The following is a 13,717-nucleotide window of genomic DNA, read 5'->3' on the forward strand; positions in this document are numbered from 1 at the left end:
TATCCATCCGAAAGGGTGGAACCCCTAACATAGTTTCCCGTCTAGTGGGATGCAAATATCATTTTGTGGGATTTTGTGAGAGGTGGAGGAGCTTGTGGGAAAGTAAAGTTCGTATGGAACAGGTGAAATGCATAGTGACCTGCGTTAATGGCGCAGGTCACTACGGTGTATCTGGAAAAGGCGTGGAGATAAAACCTTTACCTATTTAAGGGGATATTACTGGTCGGGAGACTCGCTCCAGGAGAGTTGCCACATGTTCGAAGGGCTTTCCAGACACCATCTCAAGCCCCATCTCACACGTGCGATTGGAGGCTACAAAGCAATCGCACTTCTCTGCGTCGAGTGCAGCGCGTTCTTCGCGAGTAGCGGATTCCGTTAGCTCGGGATGAAGCATCACCCGATCTCCGGCAGCGCCGCAACAATGAGCGCCGGAGGGAATCGTTACTGATCCTGCGGCAGCTGCTACATGAATGAGCGTATCGACTAGCCCCATGTGTTGGATGGAACACGTAGGGTGCAGCCCGACAGTCCCTATATTTTCCGTAATTGTAAGGTGGTCGATAACTTCAGCATCGAGCCATTCCACTACGTCCAGAATTCTTAAAACATGGAATCGTTCTAGGTCTTCTCCGTTAAGGGTGCCGGTGGCATTGTCTAGTAGTCCATGGACACAGCTTGACGCATCGATAATGATGGGAAGTTTCCCTTGGGAAGACCAGTTCCACATGGCATTGACTATTGATCCAACTGTGAAAGCTAAAGCCTCGTCGTATCCTTTTGATGACCAAGGTGTGCCGCAGCAAAGCCCTGCGACGTTCTCTGGGATCCATACGGGTGCTCCGGCCCGACGGCCCAGTTCCACGATGGAATGGGGTAGATCAAGCGAATCAGGGGCAGAATGTGGCGAAGGCCCGAACATTCTGTTGATGCATGCTGGAAAATACACCGCACGGGCTCCCTCGCGTTGGGTTCTAGGCAATCGTTGGGCTGCTTTGGGAAGTTCGCCAGGCACAGTGGGAAGGATATCGGGGTTGATGACCCCGCGAGCTGCGTCAGAGAGGACTTTTATTTTGTTGGTACCAAGGGCATGGGCGCTTATAACCCCACCGCGGACTAGTTTTTCCACGACATCCCATTTTTGCGCGCCTGATAAGGCGACTTTTTGCGCGGTACGCGTTGTTTGAGCAGATCGGAAGCCTTTCATCACTTTTCCAGTATCAATACTGATCGGGCAGGCGATAGAACACACTCCGTCTGCAGCACACATATCGATTGCGGCGTATTGGTACTCTTCCTGCAGCTTTTTCAGTACAGGGGAGTCCTGCTTTTGTCGCGCCATTTCTCGACGTAATACGATTCTCTGCCTGGGAGTTACAGTGACATGTCGAGAAGGACACACTGGTTCACAAAAACCGCATTCAACGCAAGGATTAATCTCTTCTTCTAGCTGTGGGAAGGTTTTAAAGTTTTTGAGGTGAATATCCTGTGATTTTGTGAGCTTGACATCAGGGGAGAGGATTCCAGCTGGGTCCAGAAGACGTTTTACTTCCCACATGAGGTTCCAGGCCTGTGTTCCCCATTCGCGTTCCAAGAAGGGGGCCATATTGAGGCCGGTTCCGTGTTCTGCCTTGAGCGAACCGTCATAATCGTCAAGGACGAGGCTCGCCAGATCATCCAGGAATCTGGCGTATTTCTCACGTTCTTCCTGAATGCCAAAGTCCGGGAGAATGAAGAAGTGCAAGTTTCCAAAAGCCGCATGGCCCATGACCATTTCGGGATATCCGTACTTGGCAAGTAGATCGAGCAAATCGGCGGCAGCTTCACCAATTTTTTCAGGCGGGAAGCAGACGTCTTCAGTAATGAGGGCGGTTCCTTGAGGTCGGTCGGACCCAATAACGCCGAAAAGACCGTTGCGGATGTGCCACGCTCCGCGCTGTCCCTCTGGGGTCTTGTCAAACTGAAGCGGAGCGATGAGTTTTGCCTCGGATAAAACCTCCGTGGCGCGCTTGATAGCATTATCGAGCGCATGTTCATCAACACCACCTACCTCTAAGAGTAGGGCAGCGCTATTGTCCGGAATGGAGCTCCAAGAACTGGGCGCTTCGGGGAAATTGCCGACGGAGCGCTTAAGGGCAGGTGCAACGAGCAATTCGCATGCTTCCGCTCCGGTCTGCATGAGCGGATTGACGTAGTTTGCTGCGTCTCTAATGTCATTAAGCATCACCCAGGCCACAGCCCTTTTCTTTGGCAGTGGAACTGTGCGGATAACGGATTCTGTTATGGCGCCGAGAGTTCCCTCGGAACTCACCATGAGCTTGAGCAAAATGCGTACAGGCTGATCTTCATCGAGAAAAGCGTCGAGACGCAGCCCGTTGGTGTTGCGGATAGAAAACTTGGTACGCAAGCGCTGAACAAGCTGAGAATCTGAGCGAATACGATCGCGTAATTCGAGCAAACCTTGATGGAGTGCGGGTTCCTGAAGCTTGAAAGCCTCGTCTCCTTGTGCGGTGTCGACTACCGAGCCACTGGGTAAAACAATGCGGGCATGTTCTATGCAATGGTAGGTGTCTCGATCTATTGAACAGCGCATTCCTCCCGCATTATCCGCGATGACGCCGCCAATCGTACATACAGAGGTGGATCCAGGGTCGGGGCCGAGCATGACTCCTGACCTGCCAAGGATCGCTTGGGCGTCACCTAATACTGTGCCTGGGCGGGACCAGAGTTTTGCGCCATCATCGAGTACCTCTAGGCCTTGAAAGTGGGTTTTGAGGTCAACCAGAATGTCATCACTGGAGGCTTGATCATTAAGCGAGGTTCCGGCGGCTCGGAACGTGAGGTGCCGCCGTTCCCGCTGAGCAAAAACCATCAACTGGGAAAGATCATCTTCGTTTTGCGGACGAACCACGACTTGAGGAATGCGCCGGTAGGGGGAGCCGTCGGAGGCGAAACGGATGAGATCTGATAACGAGCCTAAAACGTTTTTGCGTCCTACTATTGCGGAAAGCTTATCGACGAGCCATGGGGGCGTGCCGTGTAATAGTTCGGGGCCTGCCGCATCAGCTTGAGACGTGGACCTGGCTGGCTGTCCAATGTGAGCTGGATCTGGGGTGAGTAGTTTCTTCATGATTTCAGGGTAAGCGTGCGAATGGCGCTTATGGCCTCAAAAATGTGCGCAAACGGAAAATTTCACCCTCATGGGTGTGGTTTTGGGATTTGTATTCCACTGTATGGAATGGATTGCTAGGCTTTCTTGAAAGTGAGATGAAGTGAGGTCGTTGATATGTCAATGCTCGATAGCCACGAACATGTGGACAACGAACGTGGGGGAGCTGCGGCAGAGGAACGCTCGGCAAAGGTGGCAGTAATATGTTTCCCGCTGGTGATCCTTGTAGGGGCGGTGATCGCATATCTTTCCCCGGAAACGTTTGTAGGTTTTAAGCCTTTGGTCAATCCCATGCTTATGCTGATCATGTTTTCCATGGGACTGACCATTACGTTGCCGGATTTGGGTGAGGTAGCACGTAGACCGTTGCCGATTATCGCGGGTGTGGCATGCCAATTTATTGTGATGCCAGTATCGGCGTTGTTAATTTCCCGCGCATTGGGCTTTAATGAGGCCATCACTTTTGGGCTTATTTTATTGGGATCTGTGCCAGGTGGAACGGCGTCTAATGTGATCGCGTATCTGGCAAAGGGGGATGTTGCACTTTCTGTTGCAATGACTTCAGTATCCACGTTGGTTTCACCTTTAGCCACGCCCGCATTGATGGTGCTTTTGACTGGGCGCAGCGCGGAGCTTAATGCCGTGGGGATGACTATTAGCTTGTTAAAGGTTGTTCTGGTGCCAGTCCTCGCAGGACTTGCACTGAGGTGGCTGGCGGGCAAGGTTGTTGATCGAATCCTGCCAGCTCTTCCGTGGATTTCCATTGCTGTCATCGGATTTGTCATGGTGATTGTGGTGTCTGGGGCGCGAGATAAGTTGGCAGTGGTTGGCCTTGTTGTGGTTGCAGGTGTGGCGCTTCAGAACGTCATTGGTTTTGTCTTTGGCTATGTGAGCGCAAAGCTTCTTAAAGAAGATGAGCCTGCATGTCGGACAACGTCTATCGAGGTAGCCATGCAGAATTCGGGTCTTGCTGCTGCAATGTCCGCTCAGTTTTATTCTCCGGAGGCGGCATTGCCGGGTGCGATCGCGGCAATGTATGCGAATGTGTCTGGTGCTATTTTTGCGGCCATCATGCGAAATCGTAACGGGGTGGTTTAGGTGCGGTCTGGGGTGGGTCGATCTGTTTGGGGCTACCGATATGAGATGTATTGACAGACGTCCGGCAGGGCAGATTTAAAATGACATAATGTACATTATCGGACAATTGGTACTATAGGGCTATATCTAGCAAATCTGGCGATTCATGGATATGTATGCAGCTTCTCCGCGTCTTTGTAGAAAATGCTATAACTCTCAGTGGTTCCTGAATCTGTATGCGTTGCTGCGCTATTCTTTGTTTTGTTGCAGTTGTATTTGTATACGTACATCCTCTGACGTGAATCATTGGCACATCGGGCTTGGTGTGGAACATAAAGTGATGGGAAATCTCCCTTGTGGCTTCGGTTTTGTCGGGTCTTTAATCTGTCGGGTTCTGGTTTCTGTTTAAGCCGGCGGGACTTTGAGATATTTTCTACCCTTACGGTCTTTCTGGGAACGACACTTATGCCCTTTATTACGTCACTGTGACGTAATAAAGGGCATATATTTGTAGTAGGCTTTCCGCCTACTGGCGGTCTCCTTGAATGTTTCCTCCTGCATTACGCCGTTCTCGATACGCATAATAAAGCTGAATGAGCGTGATAACGGAAAAGACAGCTGCAAAAACTGCTAACCACGGGAGCTTTTCATAGATCATAAAAGCAGCAAAACCTAGAAGGACGATGAAGCGTAGCCATAGTCCGGGGATCATCCTTGATGCCATGAATAAGTGACTCTCTAGTTCTTTTTAAGGGTAAGTAAGACGTTGATTTCGCCATTCGTGTCGATTTTGGCTGCCACGAATTCCGGGGTGTTCACATCATAATCGAGACGGTTAATCGGGATGGTTGAGGAAAGCTTGACCGTGTCTGCATCGCGAACGATCGTAAAGCTGGGAGAGATCGTATTCGTTTTGCCGTGAATAGTAAGTTTGCCTGGGATCGTAATCTCCGTTGTGGTTCCATCTTCAGGGATGGATGAAACATCCGTGGATCCGGTGGTCTCAAAGGTTGCTTCCGGATATTTTTCCACCTCAAAGATCTTGGCGCGCACGTTGTTATCGCGTTTATCGTTATCGGTGCGGATATCTGCCATATTAATGGCTACTTTTCCTGAAACGATCTTTTGCTCTTTAACTTCGACTGTTCCGGTTACGCTTTGAGTTGATCCAGAGGTAACGCGTTTCTCTGCCGGCAGCACCTCATAGAAAGTGAACCCCGCAGAACTAATATTTGGGGCCTTGCCATAGATAACTTCCCACGTTCCGTTAATGTCCGTTGTAGCGGCCTTTGCGTCGGATGCGTCAAGAGCTTCGGTTTTTACACCAGGCCCGTTGATGAGTGGGATAATCGCCATGGCAACGGCAAAAACAGACAAAAGAACAACGATAACTGCCGTGCCAAGTGCAATGAGTTTATGCTTTTTTTCCATGGGTGCGCTGGTTATCCTTCTACCTGAGTTTCTCTATTTGTTTAGCTAGCACGACCAATTCAGAACAAAGCTGCTGCATCTCTGTTGGATCGGCGCCCTCTGAACTGGCTGTGGCGATGTCTTCTGCGGCGCAGCGAAGCTCAAACAAAGAGTCGCGTAGCTCACTAACTCGCTCAGGTCGTAATACTACTGCGTTTTCTGGCACTGCTGGTCCTATACTCGCGGTTCTTTGTTCATATGCCCGCTGCCTGCAAGAATGCGAACAAAATTTCTTTGGACGTCCGCGTCCAGGATTAGCAAATTCCTTACCACACCATGCACACGTATTAAGCCTTAAAGTAGACATCCACTTCAGTCTAAACCACCAAGACCCAGCTGGATTAGTTCTGTGGGAGGTAGTAATCCCCTATTTAAGGAACCTGAGGAACAAAAACTACTGGTTCGTACGTTATAGTGGAAGACCTTGAGCGTTTTCTCCGTAATGGAGACTTCGCCGTGCCCCCTTTGAGATGGAAAGGACTGATCCCCTATGGCAGATCGTGTTTTGCGCGGCAGCCGCATGGGTGCTGTCAGCTACGAAACCGACAGGGACCATGACCTGGCTCCTCGTCAGATGGTTCGATATAAGACAGAAACCGGCGAGATCTTTGACGTACCCTTTGCACATGACGCGGAAATTCCAGGTACGTGGCTGTGCAAGAACGGCCAGCTCGGAACGCTCATGGAGGGAGAAGGCGTAGAATCCAAGCCAGCAAAGCCCCCACGTACGCACTGGGATATGCTTCGTGAGCGCCGTTCCATCGAAGAACTGGATCTGCTTTTAGAAGAGCGTATTGAGCTCCTGCGTAAGCGTCGTCGTAACGCTGCACGCTTATTAAAGCAGCAGCAGGAAGAAGCTGCAGCGCAAGCAAATAATCAGTAATTAACTGATCTTTCAAAGTGATCACCCCACGCGATGCTCCTACGAGCCGCGTGGGGTGATCACTTTTATATGTTTGAGATTAGATCATGTGCTTCTTTCTGAAAGCAGCGATCTCATGTTTCGCCAGCTTAGAGCCTTCGCGGTAGATGTTGGTGATTTGCTCTTTCCGGTGGTTCAGTCCCCACTTGGTTACCTCGAGCAGCGAGTCTTTAACAAAGCTGCCGTCTAGCTTAGACTCCCCGATTTCGCGCTCTGTGAACGTGATTGGCACTTCGCGAACATCGAATCCTGCTTGTACAACGCGCCATGCCATATCGACCTGGAAAATATAACCTGCATTGGATAGCTCATCGAGATCGATAGCCTCCAAAACCTCACGCTTGAAGGCTCGGTACCCCGCCGTCATATCCGATAGCCCAGCGCCAAGGGCAACGGAAATGTAGATGTTACCGCCTTTGGACAAGACCCAACGGTTTTTAGGCCAGTTCACTACTTTGCCACCGGGGACGTATCGGGAGCCGATAACAAGATCGGCTCCCGCGTCTACCTGGTCAAGAAGCAAGTGCAGCTGCTCAGGCGCATGAGAACCATCTGCGTCCATCTCACACAATACTGTGTAATCACGCTCAAGGCCCCACCGGAAGCCGGCAACGTAAGCGCCGCATAAGCCGCCTTTGCCCTCCCGATGGAAAACCTTGATGTGGCTATCCTTTTCTGCCAATGCATCAGCTGCTTTGCCGGTTCCATCGGGGCTGTTGTCATCGACAATCAAGATGTCCACGTCAGGAGCGGCCTCACGGACACGACCGGTGATGAGGGGAAGATTCTCCAGCTCATTGTAGGTGGGAATGATCACCAGGGTCTTATCGCTGGGCTTGGTCATTGCTTTAAGTGACTCCTTGGTAGGCGGTTAAAACTAGCGCTTAGCGGTTTGAGACTTCAGTTTGCGGCTGGTTCCTTTACCTGTGCTGGTGCTCTGAAAGAACAACGACCACAAAGCGCACATGGTTCCTATGATAACCAAGGCGTACTCAATATAGGTGCCATACCTAGCTGAAAAGGTCAGCGTGTCGCGAAGAGGAAGCGCATCTTCCAAAGTAGCAGACTGGAAGATTTTAGTTTGAGAAATAACGGAACCATCGGGTTTCACCAGTGCGGAGACCCCGGACGTCGCTGCTACAACTACTGCCCTATCCAATTCAATGGCCCGCATGCGGCTCATTGCCAATTGCTGATAGGTCATATCTGTGAACCCAAAGGTTGCGTTGTTAGTGGGAGTCGTAAGTATCTGAGCACCAGCAGTAACTGCGTCGCGGCCGGCTTGATCAAACGCGACCTCATAACACGTGGCGATGCCTACGGCTATATTCTTTCCTGTGGTGGCAGCTGTCATATGCACAACGCCGTTGCCATTTCCGGGTTTAAAATCTCCAGCCAGATCTACCAATGGCGAGAGTTTTCTAAAGAACTCTCTCCAAGGCATGTACTCGCCAAAAGGCTGAAGGTATTTCTTGTTGTGGGTCTCCCCTATACCCGTCTGTGGATCGAAAACCACCATGGAATTTCGATGTCCTACGGCATCCTTGGTGATGGTTCCTACAAGGATAGGTGCTTGTGCATGCGTCACAGCTTGGGAGACAAGTTGCTCAGCCTGCTGGTCACTCAACGGGCTCACATCGGCTGAGTTTTCCGGCCAGATTACTAAGTCAGGTTGTTCAGATAGCTTTTCCGTTTCCCTCACATGATTGGCTAGTACGGCCCGGCGTTGAGCATTGAAATCGAGCCCTAACCGTGGAACGTTGCCTTGTATAGCCGCTACGTTCACGGTTCCCTGTTCATGAGCTCGCCCGTTTGTGAGCGTTGCGACGCCCGCCACTAGGAGAACCGCGACCATAGTGGACACAGTTTGGCGTCGATAAGCGGAATTAGTGACGCATTGCCAGAGTGCCGTCCCCACAACGGCAGTGAGAAGCGATACGAGGGCTGGTCCTCCCCAAGAAGCTACTCCAGCGAGAGGACTGTCAATCTGACCCCACGCGATACGAACCCACGCGAACCCACCGAACGGAAAATTAGAGCGTGCCCATTCCACCGCCACGATGACAAAGGGAAACCAGACCCATCCCAAACGATGGCGCAAAAGCCGAACGCCTATTATTCCCAACGGAATGGAGTACAAGGACAAGAACGTGGAAAGCGCAATATAGGGCATAGCGCCAACAAACTCACCTATCCAGGGCAAAAGAAGGAGAAAAAGTGTGACGGAATAAATAAAACCCAGGAGTGCTCCTGTTTTTCCTGATGGGCGGTTTCCTTTCCATGGAGCTAAAGCACCGCATAACAGCGCAAGGCCAATGGGAGCGGCGAAAAACCACCCAAGGGGTGCGTAGGAAGCATAAACAGACAGTCCCGCGAGAGCTGCGATCGCAGACCGGATAAGAATTGATCGCATTGCGTGCGAGGAGAAGGACATAAACACTGCTCACTGATCAAGAGACGGGAAAGAACACGCGCCCAGACTTAGGGTGGAAGATGGCTGGCATATCTGCCGCCATCCCTGAGAAAGACATAAGCACTACTGAGTGAGGCTACAAAAGAAGTTTCTGTATGAAAAGCCTTAGCAGCTAGAACGCTTATTTTTGTTGTGAGTTTGGCCCGTGTGGTCCACCGAAATCCTCAGGCTTTATATCGCGGGACCACTTTTGGATCTCTTCCTCGTCGAGCTGGTCATGTTCGATCACTGATTGTGCGCTAAAGCTGCCGTAGCTGGCATGTTGCCTATAACTATTGGTTGCCTCGAAACTGCGAACGCCCATATCCTCGATCTTTTTTCTAAGTCCTTTGGCCAAAAACGATCGAATGAGCGCTCTAGTAGGAGGAAGAATAAGCAGAAGGCCAAATAAGCTTGTGACAAAGCCAGGGAGGGCTACTCCCACGGCTCCGGCAGCTAATAGCCCTAGATCACCTGCGGCACGCCCCGGAGACGAATTACCAGAGGCTAGACGACGTGAAATGCTTCGCATTTCAAAGGCCGCAAGAAATAAGCCGCCAAAAAGAAAAGCGATGAGCGCGATGAGCGCAGTGGCGGTTCCTAGCCACTGAGCAACACCCCAGAAAGCAAAAGCTTCAATCAAAATGTACGGAAGACCAATGAAAAGCGGCATAGTCCTTACTTTACTGCTTTTGTCTTATCGATGATGCTCTGCAAGCTTCTGGGGCTGTCAGATCCTACTTCTGTTGAGAATCTTCTTCCAAGGCACCTTCCATCTCTAGGAATGTTCCACGCAGGGTATCCAGAGCTTCTTTCGTAGGATCTTCCCACAGTCCGCGGTCTGCAGCTTCAAGTAATCGCTCGGAAATGTCGCGGAGCGCCCAAGGATTAGAAGCCTCAAAGAATTCTTTGTTCTCTGGATCTTTGACGTATGTGTCCGTCAGTGTTTCATACATCCAATCGTCCATGAGCCCGGTGGTCGCATCGTATCCGAAGAGATAGTCAACGGTAGCGGACATCTCAAAGGCGCCCTTGTACCCATGCTTGCGCATAGCTGCAATCCACCGTGGGTTAACCACACGGGCACGGAAAACACGGCGTGATTCTTCATGCAACGTGCGGGTTTTGACGGTTTCCTGACGCGTAGAATCACCGATATAGGCTTCAGGGTCTTTACCTGTGAGCGCGCGCACTGTAGCAACCATGCCGCCATGGAATTGGAAGTAATCATCCGAATCGGCGATATCATGTTCCTTGGAATCCACGTTCTTTGCAGCGACCTGGATCCGTCGGTAAGCAGTGCGCATATCGTCAGCAGCCTCTACCCCGCTAATGCCACGTCCATAGGCATAACCGCCCCACGCTGTATAGACATCCGCAAGATCTTTATCGTCACGCCATGTGCCAGACTCGATGAGCTCAAGTAGCCCGGCCCCATATGTGCCTGGTTTTGAGCCGAAAATGCGCCGTACGTGATCTTGTTGCGCATCGTCAAGCGCATGGGCCTTGATGTAGTTCATGTGTAGCGGCTCGTCGAGGTGAGCCGCTAGCTGGACGGCATCGTCGATAAGTGCAAGTACGTGAGGGAATGCATCGCGGAAGAAACCAGAAATACGGACTGTTGTGTCAATACGTGGTCGTCCGAGCTCTTCGAGGGACATGACTTCTAGGTCGACCACCCGGCGCGATGCTTCATCCCACACGGGGCGCACTCCAAGGAGCGCGAATACTTCGGCGATGTCGTCTCCGGAGGTGCGCATAGCGGAGGTTCCCCAGACGGAAAGTCCGACGGATGTTGGGTAGTCTCCGTTGTGCTCTGCCTGATATCGCTCGATGAGGGAATCTGCGAGGAGTTGGCCGGTTTCCCATGCTAGGCGGGATGGGAGGGATTTGGGGTCGACTGAGTAGAAGTTGCGTCCCGTGGGGAGAACGTTGACCAGACCTCTCATTGGGGAACCGGAGGGGCCTGCCTCGATAAATTTTCCATCGAGCGCGCGGAGGATCTGGTCGATTTCCCGTTCTGATTGGGATAGTCGCGGGATGATCTCCTTGCACGCAAAACCCAGGAGCTTGGCTAGTTCTTCTTTGTTTGCGTTTCCAGGTAGTTCGGTTGCGTCCAGGATGGAGTCCACACTGTTGGGGTTCCAGTCTGCGGCGTCGAGCTCTATGAGAAGAGCATGGGCGATTTTTTCTACCGCATCTACCCTGCCGAGGGTTTCATCGCCGGCTTCGGATAGGCCTAGGGATTCGCGTAGACCTGGTACTGCTTTGTCGCCTCCCCAGAGTTGGCGGGCGCGTAGCATTGCTAGAACGAGTTCGATGCGGACTTCCCCGGTGACTGCTTCTCCTAGGATGTGAAGCCCGCCGCGGATAGCTGCGTCTTTGATTTCGCAGAGCCATCCGTCGATTTCCATGATTTGATCATCAAAGGCGTCTTCGTCGGGGCGTTCTTCCCAGCCAAGGTCTTTGTCCATTTTTGCTGCTTGAAGCAGCGTCCAGATTTCTTGGCGGATAGCGGGGAGTTTGGCGGGATCCATGGACGCAATGTTTGCGTGTTCGTCGAGAAGCTGTTCGAGCCGGGTGATGTCTCCGTAGCTTTCGGCGCGCGCCATGGGCGGAATCATGTGGTCGACAAGTGTTGCATGGGCTCGTCTTTTGGCTTGTGTTCCTTCCCCTGGGTCGTTGACTAGGAAGGGATAAATGAGCGGTAATTCGCTGATGGCCTGATCCGGGTAGCATTCAGCGGAAAGGCCTGCGTTTTTTCCTGGTAACCATTCCATGTTTCCGTGCTTGCCCATGTGCACGATGGCGTTGGCTCCAAAGATTTCCCGGAGCCAATAGTAGACCCCTAGGTAGTGATGGTTGGCGGGTAGGTCGGGATCGTGATAGATGCCGACAGGGTTTTCGCCGAAGCCACGGGGTGGTTGTACCATCACGACGACGTTGCCAAACTGCAATCCAGCTATGTAGAGTTCGCCGGTTTCTTGGTTGACGTAATGAGCTCCGGGGGCTTGTCCCCAGTGCTGGATCATCTCGTCTTGCAGTGCTTGCGGTAAGGAGGCGAAGAAGCTGAGGTAATCCGCTTGGGAAAGTTTGAGGGGGTTGTTCTCGATGACCTCATCGGTGAGCCATTCTGGGTCGTGTCCACCCGCCGCGATGATGGCGTGCATTAATGCGTCTCCATCATGAGCGCCGTCTTCTGAATAACCTGGTATTTCACTGGTGTTACCGAGGTCGTAGCCTGCGTTGTTGAGGGCTTGAAGGACGCGGAGTGTAGAAAGCGGAGTATCGAGTCCCACGGCGTTGCCAATGCGGGCGTGCTTGGTGGGATATGCAGAGAGCATGAGGACGAGTTTTTTGTCTTTGTTCTCGATAGTTCGCAGTGCCGCATGGCGGATGGCTATTCCGGCAAGGCGAGAGCATCGTTCGGCATCGGGCACATAGGAGATGAGGCCGTCGGAGTCGTATTCTTTGAATGAGAATGGTACGGAGATGATCCGCCCGTCGAATTCGGGTACCGCGATTTGGGTGGCTACGTCGAGAGGGCTGAGTCCTTCGTCGTTGTCTTCCCATTCGGAGCGTGCATTGGTGAGCGCAAGACCTTGGATGATGGGCACGTCGAGAGCTGCAAGCTTTGCGACGTCCCACGCTTCATCGTCCCCGCCGGCTCCTGCAGTAGCCGGTTTCGTGCCGCCAGCGGCAAGCACGGTGGTGATTAATGCATCGCAGGTTCGTAGTTCTTGAAGTAATTCTTCTGATGCTTGACGCAGTGATGCGGCAAAAATTGGTACAGGTACTCCGCCTTTTTCTTCGATGGCGTGGGAAAGGGCTTCGATGTAGGCGGTATTGCCTGCTAGATGCTGTGCTCGGTAATAGATAATGCCGATTCGGGGAGCGTGCGGTGGGACCGTGATCGTGGATTTTCTGTCTAGATGCCCCCACACTGGCATGTGTTGTGGCTCTTCAAAGCCTAAGCCGGTGAATAACAGGGTATCGGAGAGAAAATTGTGAAGGTTTATAAAGTTAGCTTGGCCGCCCTCGGCTAAGTATGTATGGGCTGTGGTGACAACCCCTGCCGGTGCAGTGGATAGCTCGGTAAGTTCAGCGTCCACTGCAAGTTCGCCGGAAACGGCTACCAAAGGAACTGAAGAGGCGAGGATGCGCTCTAAGCCAGATTCCCATGCGCGTTTTCCTCCCAAAAGACGGACGATAAAGACGTCAGTCTGTGCGATAAGTTCGTCGAGCTTTTCTTCGGAAACATAGTTTGGGTTAGCAAAATGGAAGCTGACGTTGTCAGTTTCTCCCGCTACTTTGGCCGAAAGGAGATCTGTATCCGATGTAGACAAAAGCGTGATCATGCGAGGCAAGGTGTCCTTTCGTGGGTGACGCGCCCATCGACGGCGTTGTTTAAGAGGGGACGTTGTGGCACGTGGTTTTCATGAAATCGATGGTCTGGCTATAACAGTGGCGCGACCGTCCGGAATTCCACCGGATTCATCGACTGGGAACCACAGTGCGGTTCTCTATTGTCATTATTACGTTGTTTTTAACAGCATGCCCAAGGGCGTGTAACTACCTTAGCTAATCTGCGCTGTGAGTTGGGGTTGTATGGGGGTGAGGCGCTCGCTAA

Annotated in this window: 10 protein-coding genes; 2 read left to right on the top strand and 8 right to left on the bottom strand. The window is 52.0% G+C overall.

Annotation, left to right across the window (positions count from 1 at the left end; translation table 11 throughout):
• Positions 1-205: 205 nt before the first annotated feature.
• Complete coding sequence (locus CULFRC11_RS05415; RefSeq protein WP_038620540.1) at positions 206-3,127, bottom strand: FAD-binding and (Fe-S)-binding domain-containing protein; 2,922 nt, start codon at positions 3,125-3,127, stop codon at positions 206-208.
• Positions 3,128-3,283: 156 nt separating this feature from the next.
• On the opposite strand from CULFRC11_RS05415, the gene CULFRC11_RS05420 reads away from it, so the two are divergent.
• A complete protein-coding gene (locus CULFRC11_RS05420; RefSeq protein ID WP_031270274.1) occupies positions 3,284-4,264 on the top strand; it encodes a bile acid:sodium symporter family protein in 981 nt (326 codons plus the stop codon).
• 505 nt (positions 4,265-4,769) lie between these two features.
• Here CULFRC11_RS05420 and CULFRC11_RS05425 read toward each other — a convergent pair.
• From CULFRC11_RS05425 to CULFRC11_RS05435, 3 genes are read right to left on the bottom strand one after another with little or no spacing between them, the layout of a single operon-like run.
• Positions 4,770-4,967, bottom strand: coding sequence for a hypothetical protein (locus tag CULFRC11_RS05425; RefSeq protein WP_023635673.1), 198 nt, complete (start codon positions 4,965-4,967; stop codon positions 4,770-4,772).
• Positions 4,968-4,981: 14 nt separating this feature from the next.
• Positions 4,982-5,674, bottom strand: coding sequence for a YceI family protein (locus CULFRC11_RS05430; protein WP_014525737.1), 693 nt, complete (start codon positions 5,672-5,674; stop codon positions 4,982-4,984).
• Positions 5,675-5,693: 19 nt separating this feature from the next.
• The gene (locus CULFRC11_RS05435; protein ID WP_013911450.1) at positions 5,694-6,020 is read right to left on the bottom strand and encodes a hypothetical protein; all 327 of its coding nucleotides are present in this window, start codon (positions 6,018-6,020) and stop codon (positions 5,694-5,696) included.
• Positions 6,021-6,203: 183 nt separating this feature from the next.
• Between CULFRC11_RS05435 and CULFRC11_RS05440 the strand changes: the two genes are divergently transcribed.
• Entirely contained in the window at positions 6,204-6,596 is a 393-nt protein-coding gene (locus CULFRC11_RS05440; protein ID WP_013911451.1) for an RNA polymerase-binding protein RbpA, read from the top strand.
• Positions 6,597-6,675: 79 nt separating this feature from the next.
• Here the strand turns inward: CULFRC11_RS05440 and CULFRC11_RS05445 are convergent, their stop codons facing one another.
• From CULFRC11_RS05445 to cobN, 4 genes are all read right to left on the bottom strand, one after another.
• Entirely contained in the window at positions 6,676-7,479 is an 804-nt protein-coding gene (locus CULFRC11_RS05445; RefSeq protein WP_013911452.1) for a polyprenol monophosphomannose synthase, read from the bottom strand.
• A gap of 33 nt (positions 7,480-7,512) precedes the next feature.
• Positions 7,513-9,069, bottom strand: coding sequence for an apolipoprotein N-acyltransferase (lnt, locus tag CULFRC11_RS05450; protein WP_023635674.1), 1,557 nt, complete (start codon positions 9,067-9,069; stop codon positions 7,513-7,515).
• A 160-nt stretch (positions 9,070-9,229) separates the two neighbouring features.
• Complete coding sequence (locus CULFRC11_RS05455; protein ID WP_023635675.1) at positions 9,230-9,760, bottom strand: FxsA family protein; 531 nt, start codon at positions 9,758-9,760, stop codon at positions 9,230-9,232.
• Between the two features lie 64 nt (positions 9,761-9,824).
• Positions 9,825-13,445, bottom strand: a complete 3,621-nt coding sequence (gene cobN, locus CULFRC11_RS05460) for a cobaltochelatase subunit CobN (protein ID WP_023635676.1) — start codon at positions 13,443-13,445, stop codon at positions 9,825-9,827.
• Between the last annotated feature and the right edge of the window lie 272 nt (positions 13,446-13,717).

The organism is Corynebacterium ulcerans, assembly GCF_000767685.1.
Classification (GTDB): domain Bacteria; phylum Actinomycetota; class Actinomycetes; order Mycobacteriales; family Mycobacteriaceae; genus Corynebacterium; species Corynebacterium ulcerans.